We start from the raw sequence: 20,461 nt of genomic DNA on the forward strand, positions 1-20,461 counted from the left end.
TCGCGCACGCCCGTTCTATACTCGTCGCGCAGTCTCCGACAGCCGTTCTCACCCAATCACCGAAACAAGGAACGCCGATGCTGACTCGCTCCATCCTTTCCGCCGCTGCATTCTCGCTTGCCGCCTGTGCGACCGCGCCGTCGATCGCGCAGGACAACCAGGGCAACGATGCCGGCAACGCAGCATTCGCCGAGACCGGCTCGCATGGCCGCCCGGTCAAGGTCATGATCATCACGATGTTCGGGCCGGAAGGCCAGGCGTGGCTCGACCGGCTCGGCCCGTGGCGTGACGTCACCGTGCCCGGCCTGTCGCCCGACTATCCGGCGGTCCACTGCAACAAGCAGGACGTGTGCGTAGTCACGACCGGCATGGGCTATGCGAACGCATCGGCGACGATCATGGCGCTCACGTTCTCGCAACGCTTCGATCTGCGCCGCACGTATTTCCTGGTCTCGGGCATCGCGGGCGTCGACCCCGCACAGGGCACGGTCGGATCGGCCGCGTGGTCGAAATACCTCGTCGATTTCAGCTTGCAGTGGGAGCTCGATGCGCGCGAGATCCCGGCCGGCTGGAACACCGGCTATCTCGGCATCAACACGAAGAGCCCGAACGACAAGCCGCCGCTCGACTATCGCACCGAAGTGTTCCAGCTCAACCCGCAGTTGACCGATGCCGCGTATGCGCTGTCGCGCAACGTCGTGCTCGCCGACAGCGCACAGGCGCAGGCCGCGCGCGCGAAGTTCACGTATGCGCCGGCGAACCGGCCGCCGACGGTGATCCAGTGCGATACGTCATCGGGCAACACGTGGTTCTCGGGCACGCTGATCGGCGAGCGCGCGCGCCAGTGGACCAAGATCCTGACGGACGGCAAGGGCACCTACTGCATGACCGCTCAGGAAGACAACGCGACGTATGAAGCGCTCAAGCGCGCGGCGAGCGTGAAGCGGGTCGACCTGTCGCGTGTGGCCGTGCTGCGCACCGGGTCCGATTTCGATCGGCCGTACGCGGGGCAGACGAGCGCCGACAACCTGCTGAACTACGCGGATCAAGGCGGCTTCGCGCCGGCAACCGAGAACCTGTACCGCGCGGGCAATCCGCTGGTGCAGGACATCGTCACGCACTGGGGCGAATGGCGCGACGGGGTGCCGCGCCGTTGAAAACCGGCGACGACTCAGTCGGCGGTCAAGGCAGTGAATGCGGTCAATGCGATTGCTGGGTCGAACGGAACGGCGTCCATACCGGCGTGGTGTCGTCCCAGTGATCGAGCGGCGAAGGAAGTTGGTCGTTCATCATGTGCTCCTGCAACTAATTGACTCAGCGAGTCGTCGACAAGATAGTTCGAGACGCCGCGCATCGGGCAATCCGCTGCGCGGCGTCGCGCGTTTACCGGCCCCCGCCGGCGAGCTGGTTGCCTTCCGGCAGCGGACGATACGGGCCCTGGGCTAGCTCGAGCCCCTGCGGATACGAAGTCGCCTTGCGCAGGTACGCGAGCGTGCCGTCCTTGCGTGCCTGCTCGACTTCCGCACGCACTTCGGCGCGCGTACGCGGGCCGTTGTGCTGCGAGTACCACGATGTGTTGGCGTAGTCGCCGGCGTGCGGCGTACCCGAATCGGCGAAGGCCGGTGCGGACACGGCGAGGGTGAGAGCAAGGGCCGAGAGAAGATGGCGGCGGTTCATGGCGTCACTCCTAGAGATGTCGGAGTTGGCGCCTGGGCGCTGACTCCGGTCCCGCCAGGCGGGATCTGTTCGATGCGCAACGAGGTTGCGCGACAGGGTTTACTCTAGGTATCTGTTCCGGTGCGATAAATGCGGCAGACGCGAATTGAATTGTCGTGTCAGTGGAACAATCGTCATCCGCACCGCCGGCAGGGTTATGCGGAAATGGCCGGGAGCCCGGCGGCGCGGGCTTCGCCGGGACGCGCCGCGGCACCGCGCAACGACACGCAATGACGCGGCGACCGATTGCCGCGGGTCGTGCAAAGGTTTACTGCGGATTCGGGAAGGATCGGGGGCGCCGCGCTTGAAAGGCGTGCCGAGGCGGCGCTGAGGCGGGACGACGCGCGGGCGGCGAGGCCCGCGCGTGGAGGTCAGACGATTACGCGACCCACTCGTTGATGACCGGCGTATCGAGCACCGGCGCGCGCTCGGCTTCCTCGAACGTGCGCTTGCTGCACGTCGCGTCGAGGCTGCCCTTGCCGCTCAGCAGCGGGCAGCGGTCGAACACCTCGGCGATCCAGTCGACGAACACGCGCACCTTCGGCGACAGATGGCGGCTATGCGGATACACGACCGAGATCGGCATCGGCAGCGGCTTGACCCCGGGCAGCACTTCCTTGAGCCGGCCTTCGCGCAGGTGCGGCAGCACCATGAACAGCGGCGGCTGGATCAGGCCGAAGCCCTCGATCCCGCACGTCACGTACGCATCCGCATCGTTCACCGACACGATGCCCTCCATCTTCATCTCGACTTCCTTGCCGTCGATCAGGAAGGTCCAGTCGATCGTGCGGCCCGTGCGGCTGGAGAAGTAGTTGACGGCCTTGTGCTGGCCGAGGTCGTCGATCGTCTGCGGCTCGCCGTGGCGCTCGAGATAGTCGGGCGACGCGACCGTCACGCATTCGAACAGGCCGACGCGGCGGGCGACGAGCGACGAGTCCTGCAGCGCACCGACGCGGATCACGCAGTCGACGCCTTCCTGCAGCAGGTCGACGGGCCGGTCGGAAAGGCCGAGCTGCAGGTCGATGTCCGGATAGCGCGTGTGGAATTCGCACAGCGACGGAATCACGAGCAGCCGCCCGATCGAGCCCGGCATGTCGATACGCAACTTTCCGTGCGGCTTCCGGTTGTTGGCCTGGAAGCTCGCTTCGGTTTCCTCGACGTCCGCGAGGATGCGCACGCATCGTTCGTAGTACGCGGCGCCGTCCGGCGTGAGCGACAGCCGGCGCGTGGTCCGGTGCATCAGCCGCACGCCGAGGAAGGCTTCGAGATTCTGGATGATCGTCGTGACGGACGCGCGCGGCAAGCCGAGCGTTTCTGCTGCCTTGGTGAAGCTGCTTGTATCGACGACGCGAGTAAATACCTGCATGGCCTGAAGCCGGTCCATCACAACCTCCGCAATTTAATTTGCCGCCGGAACAAGAAGGCTGCGCTACCTCGTGGGTAAACGCAGCCTCGGATTGTTCGGGGGCGTTGAATTGTGTTGCCGGATTATAGGCATTTATCCCAATGTCTGCCGGACCCAGAATTCGTTCCATCTCGAAATGGATGCTGCATCGTCATGGACGCCTCTGAATTCAGCAAATTCCTGAAAGCCGCGCTGCCCGCTCAAGCCTTGACGGGCGCGGCGCTGACGGTTGCCGAAGTGGAAATTCCCGGCTACGCACAGGACATCGTGCTGCGCCTCTACCGCCGCCCGGACAAGACCGGGCTGCCAGTAGTGCTTTATTTCCACGGCGGCGGCTTCGTCCGCGGTTCGCTCGAGGACGCCGATTTCGCCGCGCGTTTTTTAGCAGAACGCTTACCAGCGCTCGTAGTGTCGGTCGATTATTCGCTCGCGCCGGCCTTTCCTTTTCCCGCCGCGCCGGAGGATGCGTATCGCGCCGCCGTGTGGGCGGCGACGCGTGCCCGCGCGTTCGGCGGCAACCCGAAGAAGATCGGGGTCGCCGGGCACGACGCGGGCGGCCAGCTCGCGAACTGCCTCGCCTTCATCGCCCGCGACCGCGGCGAAGTGTCGATCGCCGCGCAGGCGCTGTTCGGGCCGATGCTCGACCCGAGCATGACGCGCATCGGCGACGCCGAGCGCCTCGCGTCCGACATCACCGCGCGCGAATGCGCGGCCTGTTATCGCGCGTATCTGCCGCAGGCGGCGCAGCGCATGCACCCGTACGCGGCGCCGATCGAATCGGTGCGCCTCGCGGGGCTGCCGCCGACGCTCGTCGTCACCGCGCAGAACGACGTGCTGCACGTCGAAGCGGAGAAATATGCGGGCTGCCTGATCTCGTCCGGCGTGCTCACGCAGGTGATCCGCTATCCGGACATCACGCACGCCGCGCTCGCCACGCACGAAGCCGCATTCGAGGAAGCCGTGCGCTTCTTCCAGTGCCGCTTCCAGGCGCGCCAGCCGAACCGTCCCGAATAACCCATAACCAGACCAATCCACGTTTCCTGGAGATCCACATGGCCATCCTACGCACCTCCCGTTCACGAATCGCGACCGCGGCGATCGTCACGCTCGCCGTCGTCGGCCTCGGCACGTTCGGCGCGATGCGCGTCAACGCGAACGCCCCCGAGAAAGCGGCGGCGCCGCTACCCGAAGTCGACGTCGCGACCGTCGTGCCGCAGACCGTGACCGACTGGCAAAGCTATTCGGGCCGCCTCGAGGCGGTCGAGAAAGTTGACGTGCGCCCGCAGGTGTCGGGCACGATCGTCGCGGTGAATTTCAAGGACGGCGCGCTCGTGAAGAAGGGCGATGTGCTGTTCGTGATCGACCCGCGCCCGTACCAGGCGGAAGTCGACCGCGCGGCCGCGCAGCTCGCGGCCGCGCAGGCGCGCAACGGCTATGCGCAGACCGACTGGCAGCGCGCGCAGCGGCTGATCGGCGACAACGCGATCGCGAAGCGCGACTACGACGAGAAGCAGAACGCGGCGCGCGAAGCGAACGCGAACCTGAAGGCCGCCGAAGCCGCGCTGGAAACGGCCCGCATCAACCTCGGCTATACGCGCATCACCGCGCCGGTATCGGGCCGCGTGTCGCGCGCGGAAATCACGCTCGGCAACGTCGTGTCGGCCGGCGCATCGGCCGCGCCGCTGACGACGCTGGTGTCGGTGTCGCCGATCTACGCGTCGTTCGACGCGGACGAGCAGACCTACCTGCAATACATCAACGGCGCGCGCAGCGGCCGCAAGGTCCCGGTCGAGCTCGGCCTCGCGAACGAAACCGGCTACTCGCGCAGCGGCGAGATCGATTCGGTCGACAACCGGCTCGACACGTCGTCCGGCACGATCCGCGTGCGCGCACGCTTCGACAACGCGGACGGCACGCTCGTCCCGGGCTTGTACGCACGGGTGAAGGTGGGCGGCAGCGCGCCGCACGAGGCGCTGCTCGTCGACGACGCGGCGATCAACACCGACCAGGACAAGAAGTTCGTGTTCGTCGTCGATCAGCAGGGCCGCGTGTCGTATCGCGAAGTGCAGCCGGGGCTGCAGCACGGCAACCGGCGCGTGATCGTGAGCGGTCTTGCCGCCGGCGACCGCGTGGTCGTGAACGGCACGCAACGCGTGCGTCCCGGCGCGCAGGTGAAGCCGCACATGGTCCCGATGACGGGCGGCGACGAGCCGTCCGCGCCGCTCGCGAGCACCGCGAAGCCGGCCGCACCGGCGAAGGCGGATTCGTAAGCGGCGCGCCGCTTCGCATCCGCGTTCAACCAGACAGAGCCACACATGAACATTTCCAAATTCTTTATCGACCGGCCGATCTTTGCAGGAGTCCTATCGGTGATCATCCTGCTCGGCGGGGTGATCGCGATGTTCCTGCTGCCGATTTCGGAATATCCGGAAGTCGTGCCGCCTTCCGTGATCGTGAAGGCGCAGTACCCGGGCGCGAACCCGAAAGTGATCGCCGAGACGGTCGCGTCGCCACTTGAAGAGCAGATCAACGGCGTCGAGGACATGCTCTACATGCAGTCGCAGGCGAACAGCGACGGCAACATGACGATCACCGTCACGTTCAAGCTCGGCACCGATCCGGACAAGGCCACGCAGCTCGTGCAGAACCGCGTGAACCAGGCGCTGCCTCGCTTGCCGGAAGACGTGCAGCGGCTCGGCATCACCACGGTGAAGAGCTCGCCGACGCTGACGATGGTGGTCCACCTGATCTCGCCGGACAACCGCTACGACATGACCTACCTGCGCAACTACGCGCTGATCAACGTGAAGGATCGCCTGTCGCGAATCCAGGGCGTCGGTCAGGTGCAGCTGTGGGGTTCGGGCGACTACGCGATGCGCGTGTGGCTCGATCCGCAGAAGGTCGCGCAGCGCGGGCTGTCGGCCGAGGACGTCGTGCAGTCGATCCGCGAGCAGAACGTACAGGTCGCGGCCGGCGTGATCGGCGCATCGCCGTCGCTGCCCGGCACGCCGCTGCAGCTGTCGGTGAACGCGCGCGGCCGCCTGCAGACGGAAGACGAATTCGGCGACATCGTCGTGAAGACGACGCCGGACGGCGGCGTCACGCACCTGCGCGACATCGCGCGGATCGAGCTCGACGCATCCGAATACGGGTTGCGCTCGCTGCTCGACAACAAGCCGGCCGTCGCGATGGCGATCAACCAGTCGCCCGGCGCGAACTCGCTGCAGATCTCGGACGAAGTGCGCAAGACGATGGCCGAGCTGAAGCAGGACATGCCGGCGGGCGTCGACTACAAGATCGTCTATGACCCGACGCAGTTCGTGCGCTCGTCGATCAAGGCCGTCGTGCACACGCTGCTCGAAGCGATCGCGCTGGTCGTGATCGTCGTGATAGTGTTCCTGCAGACCTGGCGCGCATCGCTGATTCCGCTGATCGCGGTGCCGGTGTCGATCATCGGCACGTTCTCGCTGCTGCTGGCGTTCGGGTATTCGATCAACGCGTTGTCGCTGTTCGGGATGGTGCTCGCGATCGGGATCGTGGTCGACGATGCGATCGTCGTCGTCGAGAACGTCGAGCGCAACATCGAGGGCGGGATGAACGCGCGGCAGGCGACCTACAAGGCGATGCAGGAAGTGAGCGGGCCGATCATCGCGATCGCGCTGACGCTCGTCGCCGTGTTCGTGCCGCTCGCGTTCATGTCGGGCCTGACCGGCCAGTTCTACAAGCAGTTCGCGATGACCATCGCGATCTCGACGGTGATCTCGGCGTTCAACTCGCTGACACTGTCGCCGGCGCTGTCGGCGATCCTGCTGAAGGGTCACGGCGACAAGGAAGACTGGCTCACGCGCGTGATGAACCGCGTGCTCGGCGGCTTCTTCCGCGGCTTCAACAAGGTGTTCCATCGCGGCGCGGAGAACTACGGCCGCGGCGTGCGCGGCGTGCTGTCGCGCAAGACGCTGATGCTGGGCGTGTATCTCGTGCTGGTGGGCGCGACCGTGCTCGTGTCGAAGGTCGTGCCGGGCGGCTTCGTGCCCGCGCAGGACAAGGAATACCTGATCGCGTTCGCGCAGCTGCCGAACGGTGCATCGCTCGACCGCACCGAGAAGGTGATCCGCGACATGGGTTCGATCGCGCTGAAGCAGCCGGGCGTCGAGAGCGCGGTCGCGTTCCCGGGGCTGTCGGTGAACGGCTTCACCAACAGCTCGAGCGCGGGCATCGTGTTCGTCACGCTCAAGCCGTTCTCGGAACGGCACGGCAAGGCGCTGTCGGCCGGCGCGATCGCGGGTGCGCTGAACCAGAAATACAGCGCGATGAAGGATTCGTTCGTCGCGGTGTTCCCGCCGCCGCCGGTGCTCGGCCTCGGGACGCTCGGCGGGTTCAAGATGCAGATCGAGGATCGCGGCGCGGTCGGCTACGCGAAGCTGTCGGATGCGACCAACGACTTCATCAAGCGCGCGCAGCAGGCGCCTGAACTCGGCCCGCTGTTCACGAGCTACCAGATCAACGTGCCGCAGCTCAACGTCGATCTCGACCGCGTGAAGGCGAAGCAGCTCGGCGTGCCGGTGACCGACGTGTTCAACACGATGCAGGTGTATCTCGGTTCGCTGTACGTGAATGACTTCAACCGCTTCGGGCGCGTGTACCAGGTGCGCGTGCAGGCCGATGCGCCGTTCCGTCAGCGCGCCGACGACATCCTGCAGTTGAAGACCCGCAACGACAAGGGCGAGATGGTGCCGCTGTCGTCGCTGGTGACGGTGACGCCGACGTTCGGCCCGGAAATGGTCGTGCGCTACAACGGCTACACGGCGGCCGACATCAACGGCGGCCCGGCGCCCGGCTTCTCGTCGGGGCAGGCGCAGGCCGCGGTCGAGCGCATCGCGCACGAGACGCTGCCGCGCGGCGTGCGTTTCGAATGGACCGACCTCACGTACCAGCAGATCCTCGCGGGCGATTCGGCGATGTATGTGTTCCCGATCAGCGTGCTGCTCGTGTTCCTCGTGCTCGCCGCGCTGTATGAAAGCCTGACGCTGCCGCTCGCGGTGATCCTGATCGTGCCGATGAGCATTCTGTCGGCGCTGACGGGCGTGTGGCTCACGCAGGGCGACAACAACATCTTCACGCAGATCGGCCTGATGGTGCTGGTGGGGCTGTCGGCGAAGAACGCGATCCTGATCGTCGAATTCGCGCGCGAGCTCGAACACGACGGCAGGACGCCGCTCGAGGCCGCGATCGAGGCGAGCCGGCTGCGGCTGCGCCCGATTCTGATGACGTCGATCGCCTTCATCATGGGCGTGGTGCCGCTCGTCACGTCGACCGGCGCCGGTTCGGAAATGCGCCATGCGATGGGCGTCGCGGTGTTCTTCGGGATGCTCGGCGTGACGCTGTTCGGGCTGATGCTGACGCCGGTGTTCTACGTTGTGCTGCGGACGCTCGCGGGCGGCAAGATCCACGTCGCCGGCAAGGATTCGACGGGGTACGGCGTGCCGGCGCCCGATGCTTGAGGACCAGAAAATGAATAACTTGCACAACACGAACGGCCTGATGCGCTTCGCGAAGGTGGCGGCCGCGAGCACCCTGCTCGCGACGCTGCTCGCCGCGTGCGCGGTCGGCCCCGACTACAAGCGTCCGGACGCGGCGGCGCCCGCCGCGTTCAAGGAAGCGCCGACCCTCGCCGCCGGCGAGCAGGCCGGCACGTGGAAGACGGCCGAGCCGGCGGACGGCGAACATCGCGGCGAATGGTGGAAGGTGTTCGGCGACCCGGTGCTCGATTCGCTCGAGACGCAGGCGCTCGCCGCGAACCAGAACCTGAAGGCCGCGGCCGCGCGGGTCGAGGAAGCGCGTGCGGCGACCCGTTCGGCGCGCTCGCAATGGTTCCCGCAGGTCGGCGCCGGTTTCGGGCCGACGCGCGAGGGGCTGTCGTCGGCGTCGCAGTTCCAGCCGCAGGGCACCGGCCCGACCAACGCGACGCTGTGGCGCGCGCAGGGCACGGTGTCGTACGAAGCCGACCTGTTCGGCCGCGTCGGCCGCAACGTCGAGGCGTCGCGTGCCGACCAGGCGCAGAGCGAAGCGCTGTTCCGCTCGGTGCAGCTCGCGTTGCAGGCCGACGTCGCGCAGAACTACTTCGAACTGCGCCAGCTCGATTCGGATCAGGACCTGTACCGCCGCACGGTGGAGTTGCGCGAGCAGGCGCTGAAGCTCGTGCAGCGCCGCTTCAACGAAGGCGACATCAGCGAGCTCGACGTGTCGCGCGCGAAGAACGAACTGGCGAGCGCGCAGGCCGATGCGGTCGGCGTCGCGCGCCGGCGCGCGGCGTCCGAGCATGCGCTGGCCATTCTGCTCGGCAAGGCGCCCGCGGATTTCGCGTTCAAGGAAACGCCGATCGTGCCGGTCGCGGTGAAGATTCCGCCGGGCCTGCCGTCCGCGCTGCTCGAACGCCGCCCGGACGTGTCGGCGGCCGAGCGCGCGATGGCGGCCGCGAACGCGCGGATCGGGCTTGCGAAGTCGGCGTACTTCCCGAAGCTCGATATCACCGGGTCGTTCGGCTATGAAGCGTCGACGCTCGGCAACCTGTTCCTGTGGTCGAGCCGCACGTTCCTGCTCGGGCCGTTCGCCGGCACCGCGCTGACGCTGCCGCTGTTCGACGGCGGGCGGCGGGCGGCCGGCGTGCAGCAGGCGCGCGCGCAGTACGACGAGCAGGTCGCGAACTACCGGCAGCAGGTGCTCGTCGCGTTCCGCGAGGTCGAGGACAATCTTGCTGATCTGCGTTTGCTCGATGATCAGATCCGCGCGCAGGAGGCGGCCGTCAACGCGTCGCGTCGGGCGGCGACGTTGTCGCGCACGCAATATCAGGAAGGTGAGGTCGCGTATCTCGACGTGATCGACAGCGAGCGGTCGGTGTTGCAATCGCAGTTGCAGGCGAACCAGTTGACGGGGGCGCAGGCGGTGTCGACCGTCAACCTGATCCGCGCGCTGGGCGGCGGGTGGGGGAATGCGCCGGCGCCGACGGCGGTGGGTGATGCGGCGTCTGGCAAGGCTGACGTAGCTGCGCGGTAAGCGCGAACGGCGGGCGATTCGTCGCTTGCCGACCGTGAAGCGAAGAATCCCGGCATGCAGGCTCAGGTCTGCATGCCGGGGTTCTTTTATGGGTCGTCGCGCTTCAGGGCGCCCGTCGTCGACTTCGCGTGCAAGGGCATCGTTCGATGCGCGTCGCGGACGGGGTCGCGCCGATAGAAGCAAGTGTCGAATTCCGGTCTCGGTCGACACAGCGGCCATTTGATCGTGGAGTAGTATTTCCCCATGTCCAGGTGATTGCCGGGTCTCTTCGGCGGACAGCCGACCATCCCGGGGCGACGGCGGCAGGCTCGTCAAGCGTTGGGAAACTGCTTCAACGATACGTGTGGCGGCGCCGGCCGTGGCGACGGCATTGATGGGAACGCATCATGTCAACCGAGTGGAAGCACCGCGTCAGGCTGTTCGTCCAGCGTTTCTGGCAGCCAACCACTGCGTGCATGACCTGCATGCCGGGGAGCTGGGGAAACATCACCAGCCTCCCCCACTGGACCATCGCATTTCATACGGGTCTGCTGACCGGACTCCTGGCGGTACTTCTGACTTTCACGCCGGTGGGGAAACTCTACGCGCATCGATACGGCAATGCGCTGGTCGTTGGCGTCCTGACGACGCTGGGCGACGCCTACTCGCATACGAGTCATTACCGTATTCCCTATGTCGAGCACATCGTGACCGGGGTAATTTCAGGTCTCTTGGCGCTGGCGGCTTCCTATCTCCTCGAAGACCGCGCGCGACGCCTTCGGGCAGCGTGGGCGCGGGTTTTCGGACAGCTTATCCGCTGACTTTCCGGGCAACGTGCCGATAAGCGACCACGCCGGAACGGAAGGCGACGTCCACGGAAATCGATGAAGCACCTTCTTCATTGCTCCGTGTTTCGCAACTAACGGTCGGTTTCACCCAGCGCCTTCCAACGGTGCGGCGGCGTCCCGCCGCGCGCCCCGCTAGTTGACACATGCTGTCGGCGGCGCTCAGGTGTCGGCGCGTTCAGCCCGCAGAGCCCGTACCAGCTCGCTCGCCGCCTTGCCGAGCCCCGTATGCTTCGGCCGCCGCAAATACACTGGCAGCGGCAACCCGTTGCGAATGTTCGCGAACACGAGCGGCGCGAGTTCGCCGCTGTCGACATACCGGCCGATGACCGATTCCGGCAGATTCGCCCAGCCATGACCGGCCTTCACGAGCGCGATCGCGGTGCCCATGTCGGTGACCTTCCACGTGCGATTGCCGATCAGCGGCCGCACGTCGGTCAACGGCCGCTCCGGATCGGCGATCACGATCTGCCGAAACCCCGACAATCGCTCGATCGCTTCCGGATGTGCGGCTTCGGCAATCGCCGGATGGCCGGGCGCGGCGACCGCGATCAATGTCTCGGTCCACAGCGCGTGAATCTGTTCCTGCGGATGAAGATCGAGCCCGCCGTACGCGACGCAAAGATCGACGGTGCCGCGATGCAGCGCGTCGACGATCGCATCCTGCGGCGCCGTGACGACGCTGACCGCGAGCGCCGGATATTTCGTGGCCACGGCGGTCAGTGCGCGCGCAATCGGCACGCCGTCGATTTCGGCCGCGAGCCCGAGCCGCAGCGTGTCCTCGACGCCTTCCGACAAGTGCTGCGCATGCGCACGCAGCGCATGCAGCCGTTCGGCGATCGCACGCGCATCGGGCAGCAGCGCGGCCATCGCGGCGGTCGGCGTGGGCTCGCGCGTGCCGCGGTCGAACAGCACGAGGTCGAGCTCGGCCTCGAGGTTCGCGATCGCCATGCTGACCGCCGACGGCGTACGGCCGAGCGCACGCGCGGCGGCCGAGAACGAGCCTTTGTCGATGACGGTCAGCAGCATGTCGATGTGATCGCTGGTCAGCATGGTCGGCCGCCTCCTGTCAGAAAAATTGAAAGGACCTGACTTTGGCGGATGCAGTGCCCGCTGTAGTCTCGCCACCTTGTTCGATATGAGGGTGGTCGGTCATGCAAGGATGGAAGAGACGCATAGTCTACGTCGTGATGTTCGAGGTGCTCGGCATCCTCGTCGCGTCGTCGGTGCTCGGGATGCTGAGCGGCGCGAGCGCGGCGACGAGCGGGCTGCTCGGCGTGATGATCTCGACGACGGGCGTCACCGTCAATTTTCTGTACAACCTCGGGTTCGAGGCGTGGGAGCGGCGGCGGGCGGAAACGACGCGCACCGTCGGGCGGCGCGTCGTGCATGCGATCGGGTTCCAGGTCGCGCTCGTGACGTTCCTGATTCCGCTGATCGCGTGGTGGCTCGACGTGTCGTTATGGCAGGCGTTCCTGTACGACGCGGTGCTGATCGTGTTCTTCCCGATCTTCACGTTCACGTACAACTGGGCGTTCGACAGCGTGTTCGGGTTGCCGGATGCGGTGACGCGCAAGGCGGCGCCGGTGGCGTAATGTAGACGGATGCAGAGGGATGCGAAACGATGCGGACACCCGCGACGTTTCGCTTCTGCAACAGAGAGGAAGACGGGGCGGCGCGCATGCCGCCCGCTCGCGTTACGCGGCGACGAACTCGTGCACGTAACGGTTGAACACCGCCGGGCTCGCCGCATTCATCCCGTGCGACGCACCGGCGACAGTCTGCCGTTGCGCATGGCCGATCCACTGCGACAACGTGTCGACGTTGTGGCGGAACATCTTCGGGCTGCGCTGGCCGTCGATCAGCAGCGTGCGGCATGCGATATCGCCAGCCGTGTGCTGCGAATACGCGGGCAGCGGGTCGCGCAGCTGCTTCGGCAGCGTGCTCGCGTTGTCGATCGCCATCGTGCGAAAGCGCGCCGTGCTCTTCTTCCATGCGCCGGGCAGGCTCACGGAATCGACGAACATCTCGAGGCCGGCTTCCACTTCACCTTGCTCGATCAGGTTCACGGCCTTCGTGCGCAGCGCGAGGGCGGCGGCCGGCAGCGCGGCTTCGCGCACGCCCGGCTGCTGGAGCGGGCCGCCCGGATCGGCGAGCGTCAGCGATTCGACGAGGTGCGGATGCTGGCGCGCGACGTTGAACGCGACGCTGCCGCCGCGCGAATGGCCGACCAGGTGCACGGGGCCGAGATCGAGCGCATCGATGAATTCGGCGAGCTCGTCGACGTGGTTCTGCCAGCTGAACTCGTCCTGGATGCCCGCTTCGACGGCCGGCCAGTAGTGGCTGAGGCTCGGCGCGATGCAGCGGTAGTGGGCCGACAACGCCGCAAGCTGCGGATCCCAGTAGCGGTAGTCGCACAGCGAGCCGTGCACGAACACCATCGGCGCACCGCTGCCCCGCTCGACATACGGCAGGCTGATGCCTGACGAAAGCGTCGCAAATTGCAGGTCGGGGTTCGCGAGCACGGACGGCTCGATTCGCATGTTCATGACTGAAAGACTCAAAGGTGCGTCAACACGACGCAACTATGCATCACGGCGACCTGCAAGGAAAACGCATAATTTTCATCGTCACGATCAATTTTATTGATGGCTCGGCTGGAAACACTTGTCGGGCTGAGGGGGCTGACGATTCGCATACGACTCGGCTGCATCCGTGTGGGGTTCCTGCATAGAGGATCTCGGTGGCCGAGCATCAACAATGACGGTGTGAAAGCGATGTCGGAGCGAGGGACACTTGCGGCGCGGTCGAGATGGTCATAACATGGCCATGTCATTTAACGCGCCCAAGTGATATCACTTGGCCAAGTGAGTGTGATATGAGATCGCTGCCGAACCCTATGCCGGCGCGCGTTGCGCTTGACGCTTTCCGGACGTTGTTCGAGAAAGCAGAGGGGTGGCGCGTGGTCGAGGAGATTGCTCAGGATCATGTCGGAGACCTCATCCTGAGCAATGACAAGGGCCAAACGTACGTCGCGAACCTCAAGACGTTCAACGAGGGGCGTGCTGATCGCGTTACCGCGCTCTTTGCTCAGGCGCTCCTCGAGGCACGTGCATACGCGAAACGGCAGAAGATGCGGCCCGCGATTCTGATTTGGGTCGGCAGTGCTCCGCCGTCGCTCATCCAGCGATTGGCCGATTTTCACGCTGAGTTCGCCGACCGTGAGCCCTTCGCCGTACTCTCGGCCGACGGAACGCGATATGTCCGGTTTCCGGGGCTGGATATTTCCGAGCATCCGGGGCAGTCGACTCGTTCCTACAGCCGTAGTCGCAGTGTCCAGCCGGGGCTGGCATTCTCGGATCTGAACCAGTGGATGCTCAAGCTCCTGCTCGCGATCGATATCAAGAGAGAGAACCTTATCGGTGCGGAGGGCCGGCGATACACCACGGCGACCGACCTCGCGCGTGCCGCCGATGTCTCGGTAATGACGGCGACGCGACTGATCCATGCGCTCAAACAGGAGGGTTTCATCGAGACGAAGCCGTTCCTGAAGGTCGTGCAACGGCGAAAACTCGCTCAACGCTGGAAGGCTGAATACCTGAGGCAGGCAGCGGCGGTGCCGATGAAGTTTCTTGTGCCGGCCGCGCCGGACGTCCAGTTGCGCAAGGTGCTCAAGAATGAGGGCGGCACGCTCGGCCTTTTTGCCGCGGCCGATGCACTCGGTGTCGGCCATGTCAGCGGCGTCCCGCCAACGGTCTGGGTCCCTAGCCTGATGGAAGCCGAAAACTGGCGACCACTGCGTCGGGCCAAAGAGGGCGAGCGCCCCGATCTCGTCTTGCAACAGCCTGGCTTTCCCCAATCACTGGGGCGGGGTGTTGTCTACCGCGATGGTTTGCCGGTCACGGACATCATCCAGACCTGGCTCGACGTTTCCGCTCACCCGGCGCGCGGGGCGGAGCAGGCGGCTGAACTGGAGCACGGCGTGCTCGTGAACGTGACTGGAGAAGGTGCGTGAGCGAATTGGCCGATTTCAGCAATCTCGCGATGACGTTGGCGCCGTGGCGAGCCAGGATCGTTTTCATCGGAGGCTGGGCTTTTCGGCTCTATTCGTATGAGCCGCGTGCCTGGAAGCCCGACCACAAGCCGATCTTCACGCAGGATGCCGACGTCGCGTACGCAGAACGCGAGGTACTCGAAGGAGATATCAAGAAGGCGCTCGAAAGCGCGGGTTTCAAGGAGGAACCGAATTTCGCCGGCGGGTTCAAACCGCCGGCGATGCGTTACACCCTCGGCAAGCAAGCCAACGGGTTTTACGCAGAATTTCTTACGCCGCTGACAGGTAGCCCCTTGCGGCGCAACAAGGTCACGAGGCGGATGGAGCAAGACGCAACGGAGGCGAATGCCGGCGTTGTTGCACAGAAGCTGCGCCATCTGGAGATACTGCTGCACGAACCTTGGCTCGTGACGATTCCCGCCGAGGAGTCAGGGTGTGGCGATGCACTGGTCGACCTACGTATCCCCAATCCGGTGAGCTTCATGGTCCAGAAGCTGCTGATTCGTGACGACAGGATTCCGGAAAAGCGCGCTCAGGATGTGCTTTACATCCACGATGCGATGCTCCTTTTTGGCGGCGCGATCGAGGACGAGCTTGTCCCGGTCTGGAAGCGCCTCGAACCCACGTTGTCGGATGCTCAGCGCAGGTCCCTCGATGCGGGCGTCGGCGCATTTTTCGCTGAAGTGAACGACACCATTCGTGCAGCGGCGGACATTCCGCGGCCCGACCGGCAGATCGAGCCCGAGGATTTACTCAGGCTGTGCAAGAACGGTTTCGAAGCGCTGTTCGGCGAAGTGCCCTAGGGCGCCGGCCGCAGCCCACGCGTCAGCGCACCGTCAACGCCGGCACGCCCTGAAGCTCGACCGGCAAATCATTGTCGGCCGCGAACTGCATCGCGAACTCGAACGCATCGGCGCACACGGCGCGCAATTCGTCGGACACGAACAGGCATTTGACGCCGCCGTCGACGACCGGCATCGCGAGCCGCGACAGCGCGCACGGATAGCCGGGCCGCCGCTCGCCGACGAACAGCGTGATGACGCCCGCGAGGCGCTCGGGCCAGTCGCCCGGGCGGAAGGTTTTCTGCGCGTGCGTGACGCCGCGGATCAAATGGCCGGTGATGCGGCCGTGGTCGGTGATGTCGATGCGATCCATGCTGGGGTGCGTGTCCTCGTGCGCGTCATTCGCCGCCGTCGGCCGCCGCGTCGCCGCGCGCGGGAATCCGCAGGTTGCGCAGCTTGTGATAGAGCGTTTTCTTCGGCATGCCGAGCGCCTCGCTCGCGTCCGCGACGTTGCCGTTGTGACGCCGCAGCATGTCCTCGATCAGCATCCGCTCGAAATACGCGAGCTGTTCCGCGAGCGTGCTGCCCACGGCCGGCGCTTCGCCGGACGACAGCAGGCTGTCGCCGGTTAGCCCGAGCACGAAGCGGTCGGCCACGTTCTGCAGTTCGCGCACGTTGCCGGGCCACGCGTGCGTCATCAGTTCGGACACCTGCGCGGCGGTGACGACCGGCGCCGGCTGCCCGAAGCGCCGCGCGGCCGCGAGCACGAAATGCTCGAACAGCAGCGGCACGTCCTCGCGCCGTTCGCGCAGCGGCGGCAATTCGATCTGCGCGACGTTGAGGCGATACAGCAAGTCCGCACGAAAGCGCCCGTCGGCGGCGAGTCCGGCGAGATCGGCCTTCGATGCGGCCACCACGCGGCAGTCGACCGGAATCAGGTCGTTCGCGCCGAGCCGCTCGACCACGCGCTCCTGCAGCACGCGCAGCATCTTGATCTGCAGCGCGATCGGCATCGTCTCGATCTCGTCGAGGAACAGCGTGCCGCCGTCCGCCCATTCGATCTTGCCGATGCGTTTCTTGATCGCACCGGTGAACGCGCCGGCCTCATGGCCGAACAGCTCGCTCTCGAACACCTGCTCGGGCAGGCCGCCGCAGTTCAGCGCGACGAAATGCGCGTCGCGCCGGCCGCCGAAGTCGTGCAGGCTGCGCGCGATCAGTTCCTTGCCGGTGCCCGTCTCGCCGGTGATCAGCACCGACACCGACGTATCGGCGAGGCGCAGGATCTTCTTGCGCACGTCGGCCATCGCGGGCGACTTGCCGAGCACGAACGCCTCGATGCCCTGCCAGTTGTTCAGCGCCGCGCGCAGCCCCTGCACCTCGAGCGTCAGGCGACGCTTCTCGACCGCGCGCGCGACGCGGCCGGCGATCAGGTCCGACGAGAACGGTTTCTCGATGAAGTCGTACGCGCCGACCTGCATCGCGCCGACGGCCGTCGAGATGTCCGCGTGGCCGCTGATCAGTACGACCGGGATCTGCGCATCGATGGCCATCACGCGGTCGAGCAACTGCAGCCCGTCGATGCCCGGCATCCGCACGTCCGACACGATCACCACCGGCGCGCCGGGCGCGACGTGGGCGAGCGCGTCGGCGGCCGCCGCGAACGCGTCGACCGGGAATCCGGCGAGCGCGACGGCCTGCTCGACGCCGATCCGGACGTTTTCATCGTCCTCGACGACCAGCACCCGAATCTCATCTTCCATGCTCTGTCCTTTGTTGCGGCGTCGCCGCCGCGAATTCGATGGTGAACTGCGCGCCGCCTTCGTCGCGGTTCGTCGCGGTGATCCTCGCGCCGAACGCCTCGACGATGCGCGACGTGATCGCGAGCCCGAGCCCGAGGCCCTGGCCACGCGGCTTGGTGGTCACGAACGGCTCGAACAGGTGCGGCAGCACGTCGGGCGCGATGCCGGCGCCGCTGTCTGCCACGGTCAGGCGCACGCGGCCGGCGTCGGTCGCATCGTCCGCATCGCTGGTTTCGGCCGCCTCGATGACGATGCGGCGCACCGGCGCGTCGTGCACCGCGTCGAGCGCGTTGCCGAGCAGGTTCACGATCACCTGCTGCAACTGGCTCGATTCGGCCGAGACCGTCGTGCCGGGTGCGATATTGACGTCGAGCCGCACGCCTTCGTCGCGAATCCGTGCATCGTAGATCAGCCGCGCATGCGCGACGGCCTCGTTCAGCGACACCGCGACGCGCTCGACGTCGGGCTTGCGCGCGAAGGTCTTCAACTCGCCGGTGAGCACGGCCATGCCGTCGACCAGCTTGCCGACCCGTTCGAGGTTCGCGAGCGCCGGCGCCGGCTGGCCGCGCTCGAAGAACGTGCGCGCGTTGTCGCACAGCGTGCGGATCGCGACGAGCGGCTGGTTCAGTTCGTGCGTGAGGCCGGCGGCCATCTGCCCGAGCACCGCGAGCTTGCCCGCGTGCACGACTTCCTGCTGCGACGCACGCAGCCGCTGCTCGGTGCGTTCACGTTCGTCGATCTCGCGCTGCATCCGCTCGTTCGCGGCCGTCAGCGCGGCGGTGCGCTGCGCGACGGTCAGTTCGAGCCGGTCGTTCGCGCGGCGCAGCGCGTCCTGCGCGCTCAGCCGTGCGAGGATCGCCCGGCGGCGCTGGATCGCATAGCCGGCCAGCAGCGCGACGATCAGGAACGCGCCGGTGACGAACACGAACGCCGTTTGCTGCTGGCGTCGTGCGCCCGCGATGTCGAGCAGCACCATCAGCGAATCGCCGGCTTGCGGCGCGGGGCGCGACATCACGAGATAGCGGGTGGTGCGGCCGGCGTGGCGCGGATCGGGGAAGGTGCCGAACCACGCGGCCGAGCTGCGATCGCCGATGCGGCGATAGGGCAGCGCGTCGACGGTGCGGCCCGCGTACTGGCGCGACGCCTGGATGTCGCGCTGTTGCTGCGCTGTGATCGGACGCAGTGCGGTGAATTTCCACGCGGGTTCGGTCGAGATCACGACCACGCCGTTGCCGTCGACGACCAGCGCGGCGACGCCCGGCGCGCGCCATGCCGATTCGAGCGGGTCGACGCTGATCTTCACGGCGGCCACGCCGATCGGCACGCCGTCGCTGCGCACCGCGCTCGCGAAGTAGACGCCGGGCACGCCGGTGTTGGTGCCGATGCCGAAGAAGCGGCCGCTGCCGCGCGCGAGCGCGTCCTTGAAGTACGGCCGGTACGACACGTTGGTGCCGACGAAGCTGATCGTCTCGTTCCAGTTGCTCGCGGCGATCACGTCGCCTTGCAGATCGATCACGTCGACCGCGCCGCTGCCCGCGTCGCGGTTCACGGCTTCGAGGTAGGTGTTCACCGCATGCACGAGCTCGGGCGCATCGTTCGGCGCGGCTTTCAGCATCGCGCGCACGCCGTCCTGCCGCGCGACCAGGCCGGGCAGGATCTCGAAGCGGCCGAGCTCGCTTTTCAGGCTCGACGCATACAGGTCGAGCCGGTGCGCGCCGGCCTCCTCGAGCGCGTCGATCGCGCGTTCCCACGCGAAATCGACGGCCGCGCCGGCCACGCCGACATACAGCACCGCGGCCGAGGCCCAGCCCCACCACGGGATTCCCTTGAAGCTCTTCTGCACGTTCGCCCTCATCGAAGCCCGCAACGTCGGCCGTCCGCCACCGTCGGCCGCCGCTGGCCGGCTCCCGCAGCCGGTCGCCCGCAGCCGGTCGCCCGCAGCCGGTCGCCCGCAGCCGGTCGCCCGCCGCCGGTCGCCCGCAACGACGCGCGCCGCGCGCCGGCGGGGCCGGCGGCGGCGCGTCTGAAGCAGCCGGCGCGACGGTGCGCGCGGCCGCGCGTTATCCGAAGTGCGCGACCAGGATCAGCGTCACCGTGACGACGATCGCGCCGCCGATGCGGGTGGCGATCTGCGCGAACGGCATCAGCTGCATCCGGTTCGCGGCGGTCAGGATCGCGACGTCGCCGGTGCCGCCTTGCCCGCTGTGGCAGGCGTTCACGATTGCGGTGTCGATAGGGTACATCTTCAGCAGGCGGCCGACCACGAAACCGGTGCCCATCAGCGTCGCGACGGTCGACACGATCGTGACCACGTTGACGATCGTGAACGCGGCGGTCAGCTTGTCCCACGGCGTCATCGCGACGCCGATCGCGAACAGCAGCGGATACGTGACGGCGGTCGAGAAGAACTTGTAGACGACGAACGCGCCTTCCTGCAGCGGCGGCGACACCGCACGCGCGAGCTTCACCAGCACCGCGAGGAACAGCATCGCGACCGGCGCGGGCAGGCCGAACAGCTTGTGCGCCATCAGGCCGACGAGGTACAGCGTGATCGCGGTGATGCCGGCGCCCGCGATGTGCGTGACGTCGACGTGACCGCGGATCTCTTCGTTCTCCGGCGTCATGTCGCCGCTTTCGCCGACCTGCAGGCGGCCATTGCCGGTCAGGTGCGGCAGGCGCTTGCCGAGCATGTCGAGCGCGCCCGACAGGATGATCGCGGTCAGGCTGCCGAGCATCACCGGCGGCAGCACCATCGCGAACATCTCGCCCTGCGGCAGGTGCATCAGTTCCGAATAGCCGATCGACAGCGGAATCGCGCCTTCGCCGAC

17 protein-coding genes are annotated in these 20,461 nt (G+C 66.6%); 9 read left to right on the top strand and 8 right to left on the bottom strand.

The window, feature by feature from the left end; all coding sequences use genetic code 11:
- Window positions 1–77: 77 nt before the first annotated feature.
- Entirely contained in the window at window positions 78–1,157 is a 1,080-nt protein-coding gene (locus H3O04_RS02625) for a purine-nucleoside phosphorylase (RefSeq protein WP_011546848.1), read from the top strand.
- Window positions 1,158–1,383: 226 nt separating this feature from the next.
- Here the strand turns inward: H3O04_RS02625 and H3O04_RS02630 are convergent, their stop codons facing one another.
- Together H3O04_RS02630 and ceoR are read right to left on the bottom strand one after the other, a co-directional pair.
- On the bottom strand, window positions 1,384–1,677 hold the full coding sequence (locus tag H3O04_RS02630) for a DUF4148 domain-containing protein (protein WP_006480444.1): 294 nt from the start codon (window positions 1,675–1,677) through the stop codon (window positions 1,384–1,386).
- A 418-nt stretch (window positions 1,678–2,095) separates the two neighbouring features.
- Complete coding sequence (ceoR, locus tag H3O04_RS02635) at window positions 2,096–3,100, bottom strand: putative multidrug efflux transcriptional regulator CeoR (protein WP_011694866.1); 1,005 nt, start codon at window positions 3,098–3,100, stop codon at window positions 2,096–2,098.
- Window positions 3,101–3,274: 174 nt separating this feature from the next.
- Between ceoR and H3O04_RS02640 the strand changes: the two genes are divergently transcribed.
- The 5 genes from H3O04_RS02640 (at window position 3,275) to H3O04_RS02660 (ending at window position 10,974) form a co-directional block, all read left to right on the top strand.
- Window positions 3,275–4,135 carry an alpha/beta hydrolase gene (locus H3O04_RS02640; protein ID WP_012339341.1) on the top strand — a complete coding sequence of 287 codons (861 nt, stop codon included), beginning with the start codon at window positions 3,275–3,277 and terminating at the stop codon, window positions 4,133–4,135.
- Window positions 4,136–4,173: 38 nt separating this feature from the next.
- The gene (ceoA, locus tag H3O04_RS02645) at window positions 4,174–5,391 is read left to right on the top strand and encodes a multidrug efflux RND transporter periplasmic adaptor subunit CeoA (RefSeq protein WP_027806808.1); all 1,218 of its coding nucleotides are present in this window, start codon (window positions 4,174–4,176) and stop codon (window positions 5,389–5,391) included.
- 45 nt (window positions 5,392–5,436) lie between these two features.
- Window positions 5,437–8,622, top strand: a complete 3,186-nt coding sequence (ceoB, locus tag H3O04_RS02650) for a multidrug efflux RND transporter permease subunit CeoB (RefSeq protein WP_011546851.1) — start codon at window positions 5,437–5,439, stop codon at window positions 8,620–8,622.
- Window positions 8,623–8,632: 10 nt separating this feature from the next.
- Window positions 8,633–10,174 (top strand): multidrug efflux transporter outer membrane subunit OpcM, encoded by a 1,542-nt coding sequence (gene opcM, locus H3O04_RS02655; protein WP_027812008.1) that lies wholly within the window; start codon window positions 8,633–8,635, stop codon window positions 10,172–10,174.
- 386 nt (window positions 10,175–10,560) lie between these two features.
- Entirely contained in the window at window positions 10,561–10,974 is a 414-nt protein-coding gene (locus tag H3O04_RS02660) for a hypothetical protein (RefSeq protein WP_011546853.1), read from the top strand.
- 186 nt (window positions 10,975–11,160) lie between these two features.
- Here the strand turns inward: H3O04_RS02660 and H3O04_RS02665 are convergent, their stop codons facing one another.
- A complete protein-coding gene (locus H3O04_RS02665) occupies window positions 11,161–12,051 on the bottom strand; it encodes a LysR family transcriptional regulator (protein WP_202587091.1) in 891 nt (296 codons plus the stop codon).
- A gap of 101 nt (window positions 12,052–12,152) precedes the next feature.
- Between H3O04_RS02665 and H3O04_RS02670 the strand changes: the two genes are divergently transcribed.
- Window positions 12,153–12,593, top strand: a complete 441-nt coding sequence (locus H3O04_RS02670; protein WP_006480451.1) for a PACE efflux transporter — start codon at window positions 12,153–12,155, stop codon at window positions 12,591–12,593.
- A 102-nt stretch (window positions 12,594–12,695) separates the two neighbouring features.
- Here the strand turns inward: H3O04_RS02670 and H3O04_RS02675 are convergent, their stop codons facing one another.
- On the bottom strand, window positions 12,696–13,547 hold the full coding sequence (locus H3O04_RS02675; protein WP_006480452.1) for an alpha/beta fold hydrolase: 852 nt from the start codon (window positions 13,545–13,547) through the stop codon (window positions 12,696–12,698).
- A 329-nt stretch (window positions 13,548–13,876) separates the two neighbouring features.
- Between H3O04_RS02675 and H3O04_RS02680 the strand changes: the two genes are divergently transcribed.
- The gene (locus tag H3O04_RS02680) at window positions 13,877–15,013 is read left to right on the top strand and encodes an RpiR family transcriptional regulator (RefSeq protein WP_011546856.1); all 1,137 of its coding nucleotides are present in this window, start codon (window positions 13,877–13,879) and stop codon (window positions 15,011–15,013) included.
- Window positions 15,010–15,855 carry a GSU2403 family nucleotidyltransferase fold protein gene (locus H3O04_RS02685; RefSeq protein WP_006480453.1) on the top strand — a complete coding sequence of 282 codons (846 nt, stop codon included), beginning with the start codon at window positions 15,010–15,012 and terminating at the stop codon, window positions 15,853–15,855. Before H3O04_RS02680 ends, H3O04_RS02685 begins: the two co-directional genes overlap by 4 nt.
- Window positions 15,856–15,877: 22 nt before the next feature.
- Here the strand turns inward: H3O04_RS02685 and H3O04_RS02690 are convergent, their stop codons facing one another.
- The 4 genes from H3O04_RS02690 to H3O04_RS02705 form a co-directional block, all read right to left on the bottom strand.
- Complete coding sequence (locus H3O04_RS02690; RefSeq protein ID WP_185921208.1) at window positions 15,878–16,207, bottom strand: DUF3579 domain-containing protein; 330 nt, start codon at window positions 16,205–16,207, stop codon at window positions 15,878–15,880.
- A gap of 25 nt (window positions 16,208–16,232) precedes the next feature.
- A complete protein-coding gene (locus tag H3O04_RS02695) occupies window positions 16,233–17,594 on the bottom strand; it encodes a sigma-54-dependent transcriptional regulator (RefSeq protein ID WP_202587092.1) in 1,362 nt (453 codons plus the stop codon).
- Window positions 17,584–19,488: a sensor histidine kinase gene (locus H3O04_RS02700; protein WP_027812004.1), complete on the bottom strand. Its 1,905-nt coding sequence runs from the start codon at window positions 19,486–19,488 to the stop codon at window positions 17,584–17,586. The genes H3O04_RS02695 and H3O04_RS02700 overlap by 11 nt, the downstream gene beginning before the upstream one ends.
- Before the next feature lie 205 nt (window positions 19,489–19,693).
- A partial coding sequence (locus H3O04_RS02705; RefSeq protein ID WP_202587093.1) for a 2-hydroxycarboxylate transporter family protein occupies window positions 19,694–20,461 on the bottom strand: 768 nt, incomplete at its 5' end.

It is taken from the genome of Burkholderia sp. KCJ3K979 (assembly GCF_016759955.1).
GTDB lineage: Bacteria > Pseudomonadota > Gammaproteobacteria > Burkholderiales > Burkholderiaceae > Burkholderia > Burkholderia orbicola.